The 17,122-nt window shown below is 64.9% G+C and carries 12 protein-coding genes; 10 read left to right on the top strand and 2 right to left on the bottom strand.

Translation table 11 applies throughout. From position 1 onward, the window contains the following. Positions 1–120 precede the first annotated feature (120 nt). Complete coding sequence (locus tag F2P44_RS19790; protein ID WP_167088770.1) at positions 121–594, top strand: hypothetical protein; 474 nt, start codon at positions 121–123, stop codon at positions 592–594. Positions 595–1,056: 462 nt separating this feature from the next. On the opposite strand, the gene F2P44_RS19785 is transcribed toward F2P44_RS19790, so the two are convergent. Next, positions 1,057–1,344, bottom strand: a complete 288-nt coding sequence (locus F2P44_RS19785) for a hypothetical protein (RefSeq protein WP_167088769.1) — start codon at positions 1,342–1,344, stop codon at positions 1,057–1,059. 249 nt (positions 1,345–1,593) lie between these two features. Here F2P44_RS19785 and F2P44_RS19780 point away from each other — a divergent pair, with 249 nt between their 5' ends. The 4 genes from F2P44_RS19780 to F2P44_RS36410 all read left to right on the top strand — a co-directional run bounded on the left by F2P44_RS19780 (position 1,594) and on the right by F2P44_RS36410 (position 7,278). Beyond that, positions 1,594–3,468: a LodA/GoxA family CTQ-dependent oxidase gene (locus tag F2P44_RS19780; RefSeq protein ID WP_167088768.1), complete on the top strand. Its 1,875-nt coding sequence runs from the start codon at positions 1,594–1,596 to the stop codon at positions 3,466–3,468. Then, on the top strand, positions 3,465–4,637 hold the full coding sequence (locus F2P44_RS19775) for an NAD(P)/FAD-dependent oxidoreductase (protein WP_167088767.1): 1,173 nt from the start codon (positions 3,465–3,467) through the stop codon (positions 4,635–4,637). Before F2P44_RS19780 ends, F2P44_RS19775 begins: the two co-directional genes overlap by 4 nt. Before the next feature lie 270 nt (positions 4,638–4,907). Continuing rightward, positions 4,908–5,666 (top strand): substrate-binding domain-containing protein, encoded by a 759-nt coding sequence (locus F2P44_RS19770; RefSeq protein ID WP_167088766.1) that lies wholly within the window; start codon positions 4,908–4,910, stop codon positions 5,664–5,666. A gap of 25 nt (positions 5,667–5,691) precedes the next feature. Then, entirely contained in the window at positions 5,692–7,278 is a 1,587-nt protein-coding gene (locus tag F2P44_RS36410; RefSeq protein WP_167088765.1) for a methyl-accepting chemotaxis protein, read from the top strand. An 18-nt stretch (positions 7,279–7,296) separates the two neighbouring features. On the opposite strand, the gene bla is transcribed toward F2P44_RS36410, so the two are convergent. Further along, a complete protein-coding gene (gene bla, locus F2P44_RS19760) occupies positions 7,297–8,169 on the bottom strand; it encodes a subclass B3 metallo-beta-lactamase (protein ID WP_229423636.1) in 873 nt (290 codons plus the stop codon). 404 nt (positions 8,170–8,573) lie between these two features. On the opposite strand from bla, the gene F2P44_RS19755 reads away from it, so the two are divergent. The 5 genes from F2P44_RS19755 to F2P44_RS19735 all read left to right on the top strand — a co-directional run bounded on the left by F2P44_RS19755 (position 8,574) and on the right by F2P44_RS19735 (position 17,116). Next, complete coding sequence (locus tag F2P44_RS19755; RefSeq protein WP_223165065.1) at positions 8,574–8,849, top strand: DUF6200 domain-containing protein; 276 nt, start codon at positions 8,574–8,576, stop codon at positions 8,847–8,849. A gap of 14 nt (positions 8,850–8,863) precedes the next feature. Further along, on the top strand, positions 8,864–9,169 hold the full coding sequence (locus F2P44_RS19750) for a DUF6312 domain-containing protein (RefSeq protein ID WP_167088763.1): 306 nt from the start codon (positions 8,864–8,866) through the stop codon (positions 9,167–9,169). A gap of 124 nt (positions 9,170–9,293) precedes the next feature. After that, the gene (locus F2P44_RS19745) at positions 9,294–11,144 is read left to right on the top strand and encodes an AarF/UbiB family protein (RefSeq protein ID WP_167088762.1); all 1,851 of its coding nucleotides are present in this window, start codon (positions 9,294–9,296) and stop codon (positions 11,142–11,144) included. After that, the gene (locus F2P44_RS19740) at positions 11,141–12,901 is read left to right on the top strand and encodes an ABC1 kinase family protein (RefSeq protein WP_167088761.1); all 1,761 of its coding nucleotides are present in this window, start codon (positions 11,141–11,143) and stop codon (positions 12,899–12,901) included. The genes F2P44_RS19745 and F2P44_RS19740 overlap by 4 nt, the downstream gene beginning before the upstream one ends. 282 nt (positions 12,902–13,183) lie before the next feature. Beyond that, positions 13,184–17,116: a non-ribosomal peptide synthetase gene (locus F2P44_RS19735; protein WP_167088760.1), complete on the top strand. Its 3,933-nt coding sequence runs from the start codon at positions 13,184–13,186 to the stop codon at positions 17,114–17,116. Positions 17,117–17,122 lie beyond the last annotated feature (6 nt).

Genomic DNA, 17,122 nt, shown 5'->3' with positions numbered 1-17,122 from the left:
CGCAAAAGCGATGGCGAGCCCGGCGTCAAGACCATCTGGCGAGGATTGGACCAAGTAATGACCGCAGCTCAAACATTGCAGGCACTACGGGAGGAAGGCGCCTGAGTTGTGTATAACGAGATGACCTATTCCAGTGCCGTTGGCGGTAGCACATCGAACACCAAGAACAAGGCCTACAGTAATTTTGTTGGCGGTGAATTCTTTAACTATGGATTTACGTCGTCGACCACGCTTGCGGGAAATACCACCAACGTCCTCACTTACTTCTCGCCACCGGCATCGACTGCACCGTTTCAACCGGCGTTGAATACACCGTACTCGCGCACTTATACGACGGTGACCGAGGTCGATGGCAAGGCGCAACCGGCATCGACGCAAACAGTTACCACGACATTTTCGGTAGAGCAGATCACAGTGCTCGCCGGCACTTTCCAAGCGTGCAAGCTCAAATCTGAAGTGTCGGGACCGCAAGCAAATGTGTACTATATGTGGACGGTAGGCAGTGGCCGCCTGAAGGGGATCACGCTGAAGCAGGCGGGCGCCGACGGTGTCAAACGCTCGGAAGCCAAAGTCATATTGCTGAACGGCCAGTAACGCTAGCTTGACGCATCGATGGCGGGAATTCTGACGGTGGCATTGTCAGCCAGAATTCCCGTCAATACGAGTGATTACCAATTTTGCCAGGAGACGCCAGTGCCATCGAGGCATGGTTGATTGCGACGCACCTTCAGAATGGCCGATCCGTGGCCGCACGCGTCGAAGCCTGCAAGTGCGACCGCGTAAATCGGCCAAAAGCGGACAGATCGCCCAAGAATGGAGAAGGCTCGCCGCCGTATCCATGGTCAATTCGAAAAATGTATAGTTCAAATCTTGTGCTCCCAAGCTTGCTATGCATGGCTTTATTGACTTTGCCTGCACAGGCCAACGACCAGTGCTTTGATCGATTTCCCCCTGGAGCGAACGAGGTGGCTGACGCGATATTCAAACGCGGAACATCCGCATTCGCTTCGGGGGATTATGCAGCCGCCGCTGCCGACAAAAAAACGATTTATATTGTTAATTGACGCTCATTTCGGCGGCGGCTTCCGTCCCTTCTCGATCGCTGGCTTGGACTCTTCCGGCGCTGGCGCGGCGTCCCGCCACGTCGTCGCTTTGGAACACGGCTTGCGCGGGGATGGCCTGCCTGTATTTTGGCGTGAGCAGGCCGAACGCCGGCACGTTGTTGAAGCCACCATGGCGCACAGCATCGCTGGTGCGCACGCGGTGACGGCCAGCGCGCGCCTTGCGGCGCCGCATCTTGCCGCCGCAGGCCGGATGTAAGCGGCCGCCGGCAACGAGCAGCATACGCCGATCTGATAACGCATTGATCACACATTGTCACGAGTGGCAGAATTAAAACATAGGCAATATTTCTCGCTGATTTCGTTCCGTAGTGGCGCACTATAGGCATTCAAGCGATGGCGAACGCCTTGCCGCAATGGCGGCATTGCAAGCGTATTTTCCAGTTCACTTTCCGTGCACTCGCGTGAGCGGCCGCACCGAGGCCGCCACAGCAATTAAAGGAGCAACACCACTACCTTGAAAGGGGCCGTCATGCGCAGTGAAAGCAAGCTTGCAGAGCAGGTCGTGTACGCGAAGATTCATCCGTCGATCGGCATCGCGCGGGTGGGTAATTCCAGGGAGGAGGAGGGATTCTACGTCGGTCCCCAAGTGGTCGATCCCTTGCCCAAGCCCAAGGATTTCTACCGTGACAGCAGCGGAGCGCTGAAACGCGAGGTGGCCGAGTTCCGCATCTATGGCTACGACGTCCAGGGGCAAGTGCTGTGCGAACTGGCCATGCAGGAGGGCGTCGAGATTGAATGGAAAGTCGAACTGGCCAATCACAAGGCGGCTTGGTATAACTTCGAGCTGGCGCTGGACATCCCCGAGGCCGCGACTGCGGCGCCTTCCACGCGCCGCAATGCCGGCGTGCTGCTGCCCGAGCGAGGCAGCTTGTCCATCCAGCCCGGCGCCCGCACCATCGGCGAAGCTGGCGCGGCGGGACAGCAATACCACTTCGATGGCGGCAGCTGCTTCGGCATTCCGGTGCCGCTGGGGGAGTTGCGCACCGATCCGCACGGCCGCTTGCGGGTATTCGGCGGACACGGCATGTCGGCCTCGTTCGACGGCAAGGCCCCGGTCACGTTTGCGAACAATGACGGCTGGTTCGACGACACCAGCGATGGCCCGGTCAGCGCGCGGGTGCGGGTGGGCGGACGTGAACTGAGGGTGGCGCCGGCATGGGTGGTGGTGGCGCCGCCGAACTACGGGCCGCAACAAAAATCGGTGCGCACCATGTATGCCCTGATGACCGATGTCGCGATCCAGGCCGGGCACCTGCCGGTACCGCTGCGGCCCTCGTTCAGGAACGATCTGCTGCCCATCTTTAAGGCGCTGTGCGACCTCCAGTGGATGAACGCCAGCTTCGCGGCCGGTTTCGGGCACGGCATGCCGCAGGACTTCATGGCGCCGGACTATCTGCGCAAGCTGTCGCAGGCGGGTAACACCTATGCGCAACTGCGCCGGACCGTCGCCAACGCGTTTCGCAATCCGCGCTACCACGATGCATCGATGAAGCCCTGGCCCTGGGTCTATGGGGATGCGATGGATGTGCCGATGCCGCCGATCCCGCGCGCCATGAATGCGCTCACCGGCACCCAGCTGGCGATGCTCGACCGCTGGGCCGAGGGCGATTTCATCGCCGATTATCCTCCCGCCGCCGGTGACGAGGCCAGGCACGACATCGCTGATGTGCCGCTCGCGGATCAGGCGGCCATGCTCGATCGCGCCGCCCTGGAATTTTGCCTGGCCGATGCATTTCATCCCGGCTGCGAGATGACCTGGCCGGTGCGCCACGCCTCGATGTACAGCGAGGCGTATCGCTGGCGCCACCGCGCCGGGGACGACCGCGAGGCCGATTTTGGCAAGGCCCTGACCCCGGCCGAGGCGTGTTCCTTCGACGGCCCCTTGTACGGCCAGTTTCCAGGGTCGGTCACGCGCTGGATGGCGCTACCCTGGCAGACCGACACCGCCAGTTGCCGCTCCGGCTACGACCCCCAGTACGACCCCTACCTGCCGACGTTCTGGCCGGCGCGGGTGCCGAACCAGGTGCTCAGTGCCGAGAACTACAAGAAAGTGATGAACCCGGAACTGGGCCGGGAGGAGCGGCTGGCGGCCTTCAATGAGCGCATGGATTGGGACCGGACCTTGGGTCCCGGGCATTTACAGCAGTTGCAAGCCATGGTCAGCCACTTCGACCGGCAAGGTATCGTCGAGATGCGCAAGGGCATTCCGAATGACCCGGACTTTCCTGCGACGATGCAGGTCGAGGATCGCGGCGGCCAGCCGCTGACCGAGGCCGAGCGCAAGGCAACCGACAGCCAGATGCGCCAGCTCGCGCGTCTCGGCACGCCCAAGCCTGCAGTGTGATCACCCTGCCGCCGAGCCGCTCGACGGCGCAGTGGGACGTCGTCATCGTGGGCGCCGGTCCGGCCGGCGCGGCCCTGGCCCGGCGCCTGCGGCCGCAGTATCGCGTGTTGCTGTTGGACCGGGCGCGGGCGCGGGCGGGCGGCGCATTGCGCATCGGCGAGTCCTTGCCGGGCGCGGCCCGCGTGCTGCTCCAGCGCCAAGGGGGCTACGAGCGCTTTCTCGCCCAGGGCCATGCGGCACGCGGCGCGTCGGTCGCGCAGTGGGACTCGGACACGCCGGCCTGGTTCGACCCGATCCGCGATCCGCATGGGGTGGGCTGGCACCTCGACCGCCTGAAGTTCGATGCTGGCCTGCGCGATGACGCCGTGGAAGCGGGCGCGTCGCTGGTCGACACGGTGCGGCAGCTGGCACTGTCGCGTGAGGGCGGGCGCTGGCGTATCGATGCGCAATGCCTGGGGCAAGGCGGTGCCGCCCCATCGCGTGGCGTGCACCACACGCCAGTGCTGGTCGATGCCAGTGGCCGTGCCATGGTGGCGGCCAGGCAACTCGGCCTTGCCCGGCGCGGCCACGACCGCCTGGTCTGCCTTTACGCGCACTTGCCGGTGGATACGGGCGACAAGGATCAGGCCACCCGACTCTGCGCCGACGCGAACGGCTGGTGGTATAGCGTGCGCGTGCCGTCCGGGCAACGGGTGCTGGCACTTCACCTTGATAGCGACGATGCCGAGCTCAAGGCACTGCGCGATCCTGGACGCTTGCTGGCCAAAGCGCAGCGCCATGGGGTGTTGGCCGGGATCAGGCCCCCCACCATGGACTTTCCGGTGCATCTGCGGCCGGCCGGCGGGGGCGGGCTCGATCCAGGCGCCACGGCCGCGCTGCCCGACGGGTTTTTCGCGATCGGCGACGCGATGCTGGCATTCGACCCGATTGCATCCCAGGGGCTGTTTAACGCTTTGGCCACGGCCGACAGTTGCGCCCATGCGATTGGGCGCTACCTCGGTGGCGTCGGGCATGCGCGCGAGCGCTATCTGGAGGAGATGCGCGCGGTTGAAGCGCGGTATTGCCAGCGTCTCGGCGAAACCTATGCGGCAGTGACCCGCTTTCCCAGGGAGCGGTTCTGGCGGCGGCGTACTGCGGGCGGCGCGGGCGCCGGCGGCTTTGCATGGTAAGGCATGGCGCGGCCGCGCCAGGCCGATAGGGGCGTCAATACAGCTGCATTGCAGGCCGATGCGGTCCAGCGTCGTCCAGGTATATCGACGCAACGCGGGAAGCGCGCTTATCGCACGTTTCCAACAGCGCGACACATTTCCCACTCACACGATTCGCATCGTCTTGTGTGTTTCCTCAAGCGGTCGTACATTGATTTTTCAATTGGCGCATGGAAACTATCCCAGCTGACATGCTCGTTTCAGGTGATCGACCCACATAAAGGATACACAATGAAAGCACCTGCCTTCGTATTGCTCTCCCTCATGATCGCCAGCCTGGCCGGCAACGCCGGCGCCCAGGCGCTGGAAATTTCGGGTGGCACCACCCCGCAAAAAGACGTACTGGAGCCGCGCGCTGCGGAAATCCTCAAGGCCACCGGCGTCGAGATCAAGGTCAACGGTGTGGGGACCGGCAATGGCATGGTCGCCTTGGTCGAGGGCAAGGTCAGCGTGGCAGCGGTAGGCGATACCCTGGCCGACTCGATCGAGGCTGGCAAAAAGGCGGCCAAGGCCGCCAATAAGGACATCAAGGTTCCGGACAACCTGGTGTTCACGCAAATCGGCAAAGACGAGCTGGTCGTCATCGTGCACAAATCGAATGGTGTCAGTGCGCTGACCAAGGCCCAACTCAAGGATATGGCCACGGGCAAAATCACCAACTGGAAAGAAGTCGGCGGCGCCGACCTGCCGGTCAAGGTGGTGGTGACCAAGGCGGGGATGATTCCGAGCCTGGTGTTCCAGAAAACCATCATGGACGGCGCCGAGTACATCAAAGGGACGCTGGAAGCGCAGTCGCCGCGCGAAGTGATCACCTGGGTATCGCGCACTCCCGGCGGCTTCGGACCCGCCGCCGACGTGCACGTCAAGGCGGGGGCGGGCGACAGCAAGACCATCGACGCGCCTGCCATGTCGCGTCCGCTCGGACTGGTCACCATCGGCGCACCCACGGGCGCGGCCAAGAAGCTGGCCGACTACCTCAAAGTCAAATAATCCCCCCAACCTTGCCGAGCCGCCTATGCTATACAACGTCAATATCAGCACCCGCCTGATGATCCTGACCGGCACCCTGCTCACCGCGCTGGCCGTGGTGGGCCTGGTCGCCCTGCGCGGCTTGTCCGCCAGCAACGAGAGCATGCGCACCATTTATGAAGACAGTACCGTGCCCCTGGTCAGCCTGGGGGAGATGCTGGGCGATATGTATCGCTCGCGCACGCTGGTGATCGGCGGCATGGGGGCCGAGAATTCCGAGGCGGCCGAGGTTTCCTACCGCGAGGTGGCGGTCGTCCATGCCAAGTTGAGAAAGAGCCTGGACAGTTACAAGCGCTCCCTGCAGTCGGGCGACGCGAAAACCCAGGCCGGCATCTTCGAAACGGCGTGGGAGCAGTATGCCGTCGCCGGCGAAAAGGTCATCACCTTGGCCAAGAGCGGCGACTACGAGGCGGCCAGCGCCCAGCTCAAGATTGACTCCGAAAAGAAGTTCGAGTCTGCCCGTTCAGCCCTGCTGACCCGCATGATGCAGCAAAAGGGCGAAGCCCAGGCCGCGTTTGCGGCCGCCGACAAGGCCAGCGCCACCACGCGCAAGATCATGCTGGCGACCTTGGGACTTGGCTTGTTGCTGGGTGCCTTTCTGTCGCACATCGTGATCGGTTCCATCAAGAAGCCTTTGCGGCGCGCGGTTGAAGTGGCCAACCGGGTCGCCACGGGCGACCTGAGCGAACATATCGAAGTGACCTCCAGCGACGAAACGGGCCAGCTGCTGGCCGCCTTGCGCGACATGGACGCCAGCCTGGAAAGAACCATCGGCAAGGTGCGCGAGGGCTCGGACCGGATCGTCACCGCGTCGATCGAGATCGCCAGGGGCAATCTGGACTTGTCTGGCCGCACCGAGCAGCAGGCCAGTTCGATTGAAGAGACCACCGCCTCGATCACGGAATTGACCGGCACGGTCAGGCAGAACGCAGACAACGCGCGCCAGGCCAATCAGCTTGCGCTCAGTGCGTCGGCGGTGGCGGAGAAAGGCGGCACGGTGGTGTCGGAGGTGGTCTCGACCATGCGTTCGATAAACACGTCCTCGCGCCGTATTGTCGACATCATCAGCGTTATCGACGGCATCGCATTCCAGACCAATATCCTGGCCCTGAACGCGGCGGTCGAAGCGGCGCGCGCCGGCGAACAGGGCCGGGGCTTTGCCGTGGTGGCATCGGAGGTACGCAACCTTGCGCAGCGCTCGGCAGCGGCGGCGAAAGAAATCAAGACCCTGATCGAAGATTCGGTCGACATGGTCGAAGCCGGCACCCGGCTGGTCGATCAGGCCGGCACCACCATGAACGACGTGGTGGCCAGCGTCCAGAAAGTGACCGACATCATGCAAGAGATCGTGTCGGCCAGCCAGGAGCAGACCGTCGGGATCGAGCAGATCAACCAGGCCATCATCGAGATGGACCATGTGACCCAGCAGAATGCCGCGCTGGTCGAGCAGGCCGCCGCCGCCGCCCAGTCGATGCAGGAGGACGCGGCCGCGCTGGCCCAGGTGGCGCAAGCGTTCAAGCTCAGCGCGAGCGACACACGGCCGGCCCACGGCCTGCTGACCTTGCCACGATAATCAGCGTCCTGGCGGCATTCACGGGACGGCTTTTGCGGCAAGGGGCGAGGGCGCCTTGCCGGGAGCCGCCTCGGCACCGAGCGTCTGGGCCAGGCGCGCGCGCGCCTTGACCACATACTGACGGCAGGCGTCGGCATCGATGAAGGCGGCGGCGCCAAGTGCCGCCTGTCTGGCCTTGCGCTCCCACAGGTCGCCCGCTTCCGGATGCGCAGCGACCAGCACGTCGCAGGGCAGTGCTTCGATGGTAGCGAACGAACGCTCGACGTCCGCCTGCGCCTGCGGGTACAGCGGATTGCCGCTGAAACGCAGGCCTTTGGCGGCCAGCGCAGTCAGGCTGTCGGCAAACACGACGTTGACGGTCCGCCCATTTTCTTCGGCTTGCCAGGTCCAGCTGACTCCGCCATTGGTGTGTCCTGGCGTGAAGTGCGCGGTCACGGCCAGCGGCCCGAGGTGGATGGTTTCGCCGTCACGCACTGCGCGCGTGCTTGCCACCGGCGGCATGGACGTCAGGTTCGGATATTGCGCATCGCCCCGATCCGGCTGGCCGCTCTCGAGCACCCGCACCGCGGCCGGACTGGCCAGCACCGTTGCACCGCTCAGCTTTTGCAAGTCCGCGATGGCGCCGGCGTGATCCTGGTGGGCGTGCGAATTGAGGATGTAGCGGATGTCTTCGACCCGGAAGCCCAGCTTGCGAATATGCGCCACCACCTGGGGCGCTGCCTCGGGGCCGCCGGCATCGACGAGGATGTGTCCCGCCGGCGATGTCATGAGCACAGCACTGATCCCACCCGTCCCGACGTAATAGGTATGTCCAAGCACCCGGAATGGGTCTTGCGGCGCATACCAGTCTGCCGCCTTGGCAGTGCTGAGGAACGCTCCTAAGAAAAACATGGAACACGCGAGAAGTTTCTTTTTCATTTGTTGTCTGAGAATAGGGGGAAGGGCGCCTGTCCAGGTGAAGCCACTTTGGCACGCGGCGATTGATCAGCATTAACTCCACCATTGTAAAGAGAAAGTGACGTGATTCATGCGCGAATTGTTACATTGCAACTGACCGCTCCCGGGCCGATAGCGGACGGCCGGCATGACTCACCAGCGGACCAGAAGCGCGGCGGAACGATCGAAGGGATGCTTGCGCGCTATCTCCAGCGTTGGCAAGCATGGCGTGCGCGTACAAAAACCAACATCGGCATTGAAATGTGAATTTCTTTATCATGCCATGCGATAAATCTTAAACAGATGCTATCATTCCAGCACACGTGCGCACGGGCGCAGGTACCAACGAAGGAGTTCTCATGAAGTCCATTCAAAGTTCCGACGAGTCAGGTGAATCAGTCATCATTACCTCCGAAGTAGCCCAACATGACGCGCCATTGATCCTCGATCTTGGCACGCGCAAGAAGAAGCAGGTCAAGGGGCTGCGCCGTGGCGAGGGCAAGTTAATGAATCGAATCAGCATCGTCCTCGACGAGCTGAAGAAGAGCGGCCAGATCGCCGTATCGGCACAGCCCATCGTGCTGGTGGTGCGCGAGAAGCGGGAGAAGGGCTTGAAAGCCCTGTTCAAATCCTAAGCCGGGGGAATCTCATGTCCGAACTGAAACTCGATCCTATCGTTGGGCGCATTACCATCCTGCGCAAGGATGCGGCGACCGGCCACGTCTACGTTGCCACCAATCTGCGCAACCTGGGACGCAAGAAACGAAGCACCAAGCTGCTGCGTCCGCTCGAAAAACTGATCCGCCGTGTCGGCAAGGCCCAGGCGCGCAGTGCCGTGATCTACACCGAGCGCCACGAAACGTCCAATCGCAAGAAGAAGAACGGCTGGCTGTACGACATGATGGCCAATATGCGCAAAGCGCAAAAGCAAGCCTGGAAGAGTACGCGGAAATAAAGCACCGGTGAAGTCTGGCGGGGCCGCTTTGCGGACGCCCGCCCGCACATCCCCCCTTTTTTTGCTCTGACGTCAGTGCTGGCATCTTGCCGGCCTGCCTTTTCATGTCTGCGTGATCGGTCCTATGAGCCAGCAAGCGCCCACCCATGCACCGTCGCCAGCCGCACGCCCGGTACTGCGGACACGGGCGAAATGGCTGCTCGACAGCGGCAAATTGCCATCGGTATTTCCTTCAAGTACGCCGGCTTTGGGCGCCAGCGCGGCGCCGGCCCACACCGTGCATAGCCATGGAACGGTGATCTTCGGCCTGTTGCGCCTGTGGCTGCGCTACAGGGTGGCGCGCCTGCTGCGTCCGGCGCAACTGGGGGCCAGCGGCGACGCCATTGGCTTGCGGCTGGCGCTCTACCAGGGCTTCTGGTTCGATCTGTTGCAGCGCAGCGCCCAGCCCCAGGGACCATTCCCCGCCGCCATGCGCGCGCACTTGCTACGGCATGCGCGGCCGGCGCCGTCGATGACGTTGGCCGACATCGAAGCGCTGGTCCTGGGCGACCTTGGGACACCGCTCGCGGCCCTGTTTTCCCGCTTCGACCCGCAGCCTGTCCGCGTGGGCAACTACACCGAGACCTACCGGGCCACGCTGCGCCGCGAAGAGGTGGAGGTCGAGGTGCGGATCCAGCGCGCGCACCTGGCGCCAAGGCTGCAACGCGACCTGCGCATACTCAAGCTCATCGCCAGGCTGCAGCACCGCGTCAAGGGTCCCCGGCGCACCCTGTTCGACGATATCATCGACGGCTACGCCGAGCGCTTGCCGGCCTTGCTGGACCTGCGCTACGAAGCGTCGGCGCGGCGCCGCATGCGCAGCACGCTGCGCGAACACAAGGTGTATGTGCCGCGCCTGTTCCGCGCCTATACCAGCAAGCACATCCTCGTCCACGAACATATTGCGGCGCCCAGCGTGCAAGAGCTGATCGATCTGCACGCACGCGACCCGCAGGCCGCACAGGGCTGGTTGCGCATGAACGGCATCGAGCTCGATGTGGCCGGCCGCCGCGTCTACCATTCCTTGCTGCGGCAAATCTGCGAAGACGACTTTTTCAACCAGAACATGGTGCCGTCGAATATTCTGTTACTGCGCAACAGCCGCTTCGCCATCCTCAGTTGCGACGCCAGCGCCTCGGTCGACAAGCGTTTCCTCACCATCTTCAACCTGGCCATGGCCGCCTTGGCCAACGAGGCGTACGACAAGTTCGCCGACATGCTGTTCCTGCTGTGCGATTCGCTGCCGGCCAGTAACCTGGCGAACGTGCGTGCCGAGTTGATCCGCACCGTCCGCAATTACGCCGCGCGCGCCGTGCTCGACACCCTCGGCCACGAGGAAAAGTCCTTGTTCGTCCTGACCCGCGACGTCTCCGCCATCCTCGACCGCAACGGCATCGTGCTGGACGCGCAAATGTTCAAGCTGATGGACGCCATGGGCAGCGCCGACGCCCTCGTCGCGCAGTGCTGCCCGCGCATGAACCACCGCACCGAACTGGAACGCTTCGCCAAGAAGGCGGCGGCGCGCCAGATGCGCTCGGTATTCGCCGGCGGCGTCAGGAAGGCCGTGGCCGGCATCGTCGGTCCGATCAGCGAACTGGTGCGCTTTGAAACGGCATCGGTGCGGAAAAAAGCGCAAAACTTCCGCGCGAGCACGGGCAAACTGGCTTATGTCGGGGCAACCCTGGCCAAGTGGGTTGGCCGCGCCGTGCTGACCGGCGGCGTGTATGCGGTCTGGATCTACCTGCACCAGCATCACGCCAGCGTGGTCGCGCCGCTGCGCCATACGGTTGCCGCCGCGCATGCGCAGAACGTCGAACATTTCCCGGTCGGCACATGGATTGCGGTGATCGCCGGCGCCATGCTGGTCTACAGCACCATACGCAGCATTCGCCGCCGCCTCGAACAGGAAGACCGTGTAGTCCGGGGCGCCGCTTGAAAACGCTGGACCCGCGCCTGATCCCATCGACGCTGCTGTCGCGCGGGCAACAGGCGCCAGTGGAGGTGCGGCCCCTTGAAACAGCCTCGCTCGCCAGGACGCTGGGCCTGGTGGCGCGCCTGCTCGGGTGGATTTGCAGCCTCATTCTGTACCGCGTGCGCGGCCGCCCGCTGGGTTTGGCCATGGCGGTGGAAATCCGCTCGATCATCGAGGACATGGGCGGGCTGTGGGTCAAGACCGGCCAGCTGCTGTCGCTGCGCACCGACTTGCTCAGCCCGGAATTCAGCCGCGAACTGTCGCGCTTGCAATATGCGGCTGTCGGCTTCCCCTTTGCCATCGCGCGCCGCTGCATTGAAGACGAGCTCGGGCAGCCGCTGGAAGTGGTGTTCAGCCATTTCGACGAGCATCCCGTGGCCGCCGCCTCGATCTGCCAGGTGCACCGCGCCACCTTGCGCTCGACCGGCCAGAGCGTGGCGGTGAAGGTGCAGCGTCCGGGCATCGACAAGCGCTTTGCGCGTGACCTGTTCCTGTTGCGCATCCTGCTTAAATCCATGCGCTACATGCCGGGCATGGGCTTTTTCACCTGGGATGAAATGCTCTGGGAAACCACCCAGATCTTCCGTGAAGAAGTCGATTACCGCTACGAAGCCTCGAATACCCTGCGCCTGCGCAAGTCGCTGCGCGCGCACAAGGTGTACGTGCCCCAGGTGTTCGATTGCAGCACGCGCCGCTTGCTGGTGCTCGAATGGGTGCCGGGCGTGCTGATGTCGAGCTTTCTGGAAATGGGCCGCGAGGACCCGGAAGCCCTGAACCTGTGGTGCCGGGAGAATCATGTCGACGCGGGCAAGGTCGGAGAAAAGCTGTTCCTGACCTTTTTTCGCCAGTTATTCGAGGACAACCTGTTCCACGGCGACCTGCATCCGGGCAACATCCTGCTCTTGCGCGACAGCCGCCTGGCGTTGATCGACTTCGGCAGTGCCGGCACCAATGACGCCACCTTGCTGGAGTATTACAAGATGTCGATGAAGGGCGTCGGCGAGCAAGATTTTCCGATGGCTGTCGACTATCTGTTCCTGCTGTCGGACCGGTTGCCGCCGATCGATATCGAAGCGGTCAAGGCGAAAGTGGTGCGGACCTACCAGGCCTGGTCCGAACGGGCCGAACATTCCGAGTTGCCCTACTACGAAAAGTCGATCGGCAATATGGGACTCGAAGCGGGCAATGTGCTGATCGAAAACCAGATCGTGCTGAGCTGGTCGTTCATGAAGATCAGCCGCACCTGGGCCACGCTCGATGCCTCGCTGGCGGCGCTGCTGCCCGAGGTCAATTACATGAAACTCGTGTCGACATACTTCAAGGGCGCCCAAAAGCGCGCCGTCGGCCATCTGTGCGAACGCGGCGTGCTCACCCTGGTGGAAAAAATGCACGCCGCCAGCGCGGAAGCGCAAATGCAGCTTGAAGAAATGGGAAGCAAGATGTTCCGTTTGCGCGCCCAGATGTCCAGGGGCGAATACTTTGTCGACAAAATAGTCGGTCTGGTAACCCGTACTGCGCAAGTCATCACGGCCGCCGTCCTGTTCGCCTTTGGCGTGATCGAATACGAATTCGAATACGCGGGCAACGCGACGATGGCGCACCTGATCGATGTCATTCCCGACGTCGTCCATGAGAACCGCGCTTTTACCCTGGCCGCGCTGGCGCTGCTGATGTATTGCGGGTCGCGCCTGCGCGCCGCCCTGAGAGGGCCGGGCAGGTGAGCGGGGCAGTCCACGGCGCCGCTGCGCAGCCAGGGTTGTTTAATCATCTTAATTGTTGTTTACGTAACTTGTTTTTTGAGCCATAGTCCGCTTAGGAGTCGTTGACAAGGCGCATCACTACGGCGACGCACGCCACCCGTATCGGAACATGGATGAGAACACATTAACTCAAGGGGATTGCATGCACTTGGAGGAAATCGTGAACGTCGAAACGAGGAATGAATGGCTTGTTCGAGCAGGTGCCGCCATCAAGCTGCGCGCCGCTCCGCAAGGGATGGGCGGGTGAGCGGGGCCGCCCCCGACCCGGCCGTCCACGACGACGCCATCCAGGCAGGCTTCCCTGCACTGACCGAACTGCAGCTGGCCTATCTGGTTGGCCCCGAACTGCCTGAACTGGGCGGCACCGGGTGCTGGCTGTGCTGGGAGCTGGAGCGCCCCGAATGGGACCTGGCGCGCCTGGAAGCCGCCTGGAATACGCTGATCGCCCGTCACGAGAACCTGCGCACCGTGTTCGACGGCGCCGGCCAGCATGTGCTGGCCACGGTGCCGCACTACGCGGTCGATTGCCTCGACCTGCGCGGCACGGGCGCGGTGCCAGCGACGCAGCAACTGGAGCGCCTGCGCGCGCAGATGTTCGACACGCGCAGCGATCCGGCGCGCTGGCCGCTGTTCCGGGTTACGGCGGCGCGTACCGATGCCGGCATGCGGCTCTGGCTCGGCTTCGACATGATCATGATCGACGCCGCCAGCATCTTTCGCCTGCTGGGCGAACTGGGGCGGCTCCACGACGATCCGCTCACGCCGCTGGCACCGTTGGCGGGGCATTACCGCGATGTCTTCGCCGCGCGCCACCTGGAAAAACTGCGGCGCCACCATGCGTGCGCAGGCTACTGGAGCGCGCGGCTCGACGATTTCCCACGTGCGCCCGAGTTGCCAGTCAACCCCGTGGTGCCGCCCTGCGGGCGTTTCGTGCGCCATGAGCAGCGCCTCGATGGCGCGCAATGGAAAGCGTTCCAGGGCCACGCCGCCGCGCGCGGGCTGGGACGCGTGCCGGCCATCGTCGCCGTCTTCGCCCAGGTGCTGGCGCGCTGGGCGACGCAGCCGCGTTTCGCGCTCAACCTCACCGTCGGCAAGCACCTGGCCGACGCCATTCCGGACGGCGTGCTGGGTGAATTCAGCAGCAATGTGCTGCTTGCGGTCGACTGCGACCGATCCGCGCCGTTGGCCGCCGGGGCGGGCGCCATCGCCGCCCAACTGGCCAGCGACCTGGCCCATGCCGACATGAGCGGCATCGCGTTCGCCGCGCAACTGGGGCAGCGCCACGGCGTGCGCGCGCTCATGCCGGTGGTCTTTACCAGCCTGCTGCACCGGCACGCCACCGGTTCCCCGCTGGGACGCTTCGTCACCGGCATGACGCGCACCCCGCAAGTGGCGCTGGACTGCCAGATCATGGACGACGAAGGGCGCCTGTACCTGAGCTGGGACGTGCGCGAGGATTATTTTCCCGACGGCCTGGCCGAGGCCATGTTCGAGACCTGGACCGCGGCGATTGGACAACTGGCCGCCAGCGACGCCGCCTGGGACGCACCGCTGTCGCTGCCGCTGCCGGCCGCCCAGCGCGAGCGGCGCACCCAGGCCAACGCCAGCGCCACGCCATGGCCGGCGCAGACGCTGCACGGCCGCGTGCTTGAACAGGCCGCCCTCACGCCCGAGCGCATCGCGCTGATCGCCCCGGACGCCACGCTCAGCTACCGCGAGCTGGCCGTGCGCGCCGCCGGCCTTGCGCACGCATTGCGCCAGGCCGGCGCGCAAGCCAATGAACTGGTGGCGGTCGCGCTGCCGCGCGGCTGGGCCCAGGTGGTGGCGGTACTGGGCGTGCAGATGGCGGGCGCCGCCTACTTGCCGATCGACCATGCGGCCCCGCCGGCCCGCGTCGCCGAACTGCTGCGCCTTGGCCGCTGCCGTCACGCGGTGGCGGCCGACGACGTGGCACTGCTTGACGGCGTGCAGCGCATCGCCGCCGCGCCGGAGCCGACGTCACCCATGGATTACGACCCCGGACCGGCCACGCCGGACGACCTGGCGTATGTGATCTTCACCTCCGGCTCGACCGGCACGCCCAAGGGGGTGATGATCCGCCACAGCGCCGCCGCCAACACCGTGCGCGACATCAATGAGCGCTATCAGGTCGGTGCCCTGGACCGGGTACTTGGCCTGTCCGCGCTCAACTTCGACCTGTCGGTCTGGGACATCTTCGGCACCCTGTCGGCCGGCGGCGCGCTGGTGATCCCGCAGGCCGACGGCCTGCTCGATCCGGCCTACCTGAAAGAGCTGGTCAACACGCACCGGGTCACGCTGTGGAATTCGGTGCCCAGCCACCTGCACATGCTGACCCAGGACAGCGCCGGGCTGCACCTGCCCACCCTGCGCCTGGGCATGCTCAGCGGAGACTGGATACCGCTCAGCCTGCCGGGCAGGGTGTCCTTTCCCCTGGTCAGCCTTGGCGGCGCCACCGAAGCGTCGATCTGGTCGATCGCTTACCCCATCGGGGACGTGTCGCCGGCCTGGAAGAGTATTCCTTATGGCAAGCCGTTGGCCAACCAGCGCTTCCACGTGCTCGACGAACGCATGGACGATTGCCCGGACGGCGTGGTCGGCCAGTTGTACATCGGCGGGGTCGGGCTGGCCGACGGCTACTGGGGCAGCCCGGAACTGACCGCCGCCAGTTTCGTGCACCATCCGGCCACGGGCGAGCGCCTGTACCGCAGCGGCGATTGGGGGCGCTATTACGCTGACGGGAATATCGAATTCCTGGGGCGCACCGATGGCCAGGTCAAGATTTCCGGGCACCGGGTGGAACTGGGCGAAGTCGAGGTGGCGCTTGAGCGCTGCCCCGGCGTGAGCGGTTCGGTGGCGCTGACCTTCACCGACGCCCATGGCCAGCAGCGCCTGGCGGCATTCATCACCGGCGCGGCCGGCGTGGGCGAGGTACGCGAGCGGCTCAAGGCCACGCTGCCGGCCTACATGGTGCCATCGCGCCTGCTCTCGCTGGACACGCTGCCGCTGACGGCCAACGGCAAAATCGACCGCAAGCTGCTCGCCGCGCGCGCCGGCGCCGCCCCGGTCCACAGCGTGGCCGACACCGCGCCGCCCCGGCCCGCGCTCGAACGCCTGTTCGGAGCCGACTCGCTGGTGGCTGCGGGCGCGGCGCGGCGCGCGCTGGTGGCACCGGGCGCCGGCCTGCGTGCCGACCTGGCTGGTGCCGCCGCGATCGCACTGCCATGCGCGCCGACGGCGCCGCCGTTGCGATCAGTGCGCGACTTCGCCGGCGCCGTCACGCTGGCGCAACTGGCCGCGCTGCTGGGCGGCCTGGGCGCCAGCGAGGCCGGCGCGCGCCTGCAGCGCCGCTATCCGTCGGCGGGCGACAGCTACAGCGTGCAAACCTATGTGCAGCTTGGCGCGGCGGCCGGCGAACTGGCCGCCGGCATGTACTACTACCACCCGGCGCGCAACGCGCTGCTGTTTATCGGGCCGGGCGAGGGCGTCGATTCCGGTTGCCAGGTGCCGGCCAACCAGCGCATGGCGGGGGAGGCGGCGTTCACCGTGTTCTTCTTCGCCCGGCTCGATGCCCTGCGCGCGCTATATGGCGACATGGCCGAGCCGTTCGCCTGGATGGAAGCGGGCCACATGGCGCAGATCTTGCGCCAGTCGGCCGCCGAACTGGGACTGGGCCTGTGCCTGGTGGGCGCCTACGACGCCGCCCCGGTGCTGGCCGCGCTCGGGCTGGACCCGCACAGCGTGGCGCTGGCGGCAATGCTCGGTGGCGTGCCGGCCACCCTGGCGCAGGCATTGCCTGCGCCCGACCCGGTCGCCCCTGCCGGCACCGGTGGCGAGCTGGCGGGGCAGATCGCCGCCATCTGGCGCGACCTGCTTGGCCTCGCATCGGTCGGTCACGATGAGCGCTTCAACGAAGTGGGCGGCACCTCGTTTTCGATGATCGCCCTGCGCCGCGAACTTGCCGCGCGCCTCGGCGTGCACGTGTCGATCACCGACCTGTTTCGATATACAACGATTTCCCAGCTCGTCGCCCATCTCGGCGAGCGCGCGGGAACCGCCGTGGCGGCAGCGCCAGTGCCGGCGCCGCCATCCGACGGCAGCGACGACGCCCTGAGCGCCAAGCGGCAACTGCGACGCGCCTTGCGCCGCGCCTCATAGAAAGCA

The organism is Massilia frigida (assembly GCF_011682175.1).
GTDB lineage: Bacteria > Pseudomonadota > Gammaproteobacteria > Burkholderiales > Burkholderiaceae_D > Telluria_A > Telluria_A frigida.
Note: the sequence above shows the minus strand (reverse complement) of the source record. Positions and strands in the feature narration are given on the sequence as shown.

What these genes read in the sequence shown, in the direction of transcription:
- F2P44_RS19790 (WP_167088770.1), top strand. Translation starts at nt 121, where the DNA reads ATGACCTATTCCAGTGCCGTTGGCGGTAGCACATCGAACACCAAGAAC.
- F2P44_RS19785 (WP_167088769.1), bottom strand. Translation starts at nt 1,344, where the DNA reads ATGCTGCTCGTTGCCGGCGGCCGCTTACATCCGGCCTGCGGCGGCAAG.
- F2P44_RS19780 (WP_167088768.1), top strand. Translation starts at nt 1,594, where the DNA reads ATGCGCAGTGAAAGCAAGCTTGCAGAGCAGGTCGTGTACGCGAAGATT.
- F2P44_RS19770 (WP_167088766.1), top strand. Translation starts at nt 4,908, where the DNA reads ATGAAAGCACCTGCCTTCGTATTGCTCTCCCTCATGATCGCCAGCCTG.
- F2P44_RS36410 (WP_167088765.1), top strand. Translation starts at nt 5,692, where the DNA reads ATGCTATACAACGTCAATATCAGCACCCGCCTGATGATCCTGACCGGC.
- bla (WP_229423636.1), bottom strand. Translation starts at nt 8,169, where the DNA reads ATGTTTTTCTTAGGAGCGTTCCTCAGCACTGCCAAGGCGGCAGACTGG.
- F2P44_RS19755 (WP_223165065.1), top strand. Translation starts at nt 8,574, where the DNA reads ATGAAGTCCATTCAAAGTTCCGACGAGTCAGGTGAATCAGTCATCATT.
- F2P44_RS19750 (WP_167088763.1), top strand. Translation starts at nt 8,864, where the DNA reads ATGTCCGAACTGAAACTCGATCCTATCGTTGGGCGCATTACCATCCTG.
- F2P44_RS19745 (WP_167088762.1), top strand. Translation starts at nt 9,294, where the DNA reads ATGAGCCAGCAAGCGCCCACCCATGCACCGTCGCCAGCCGCACGCCCG.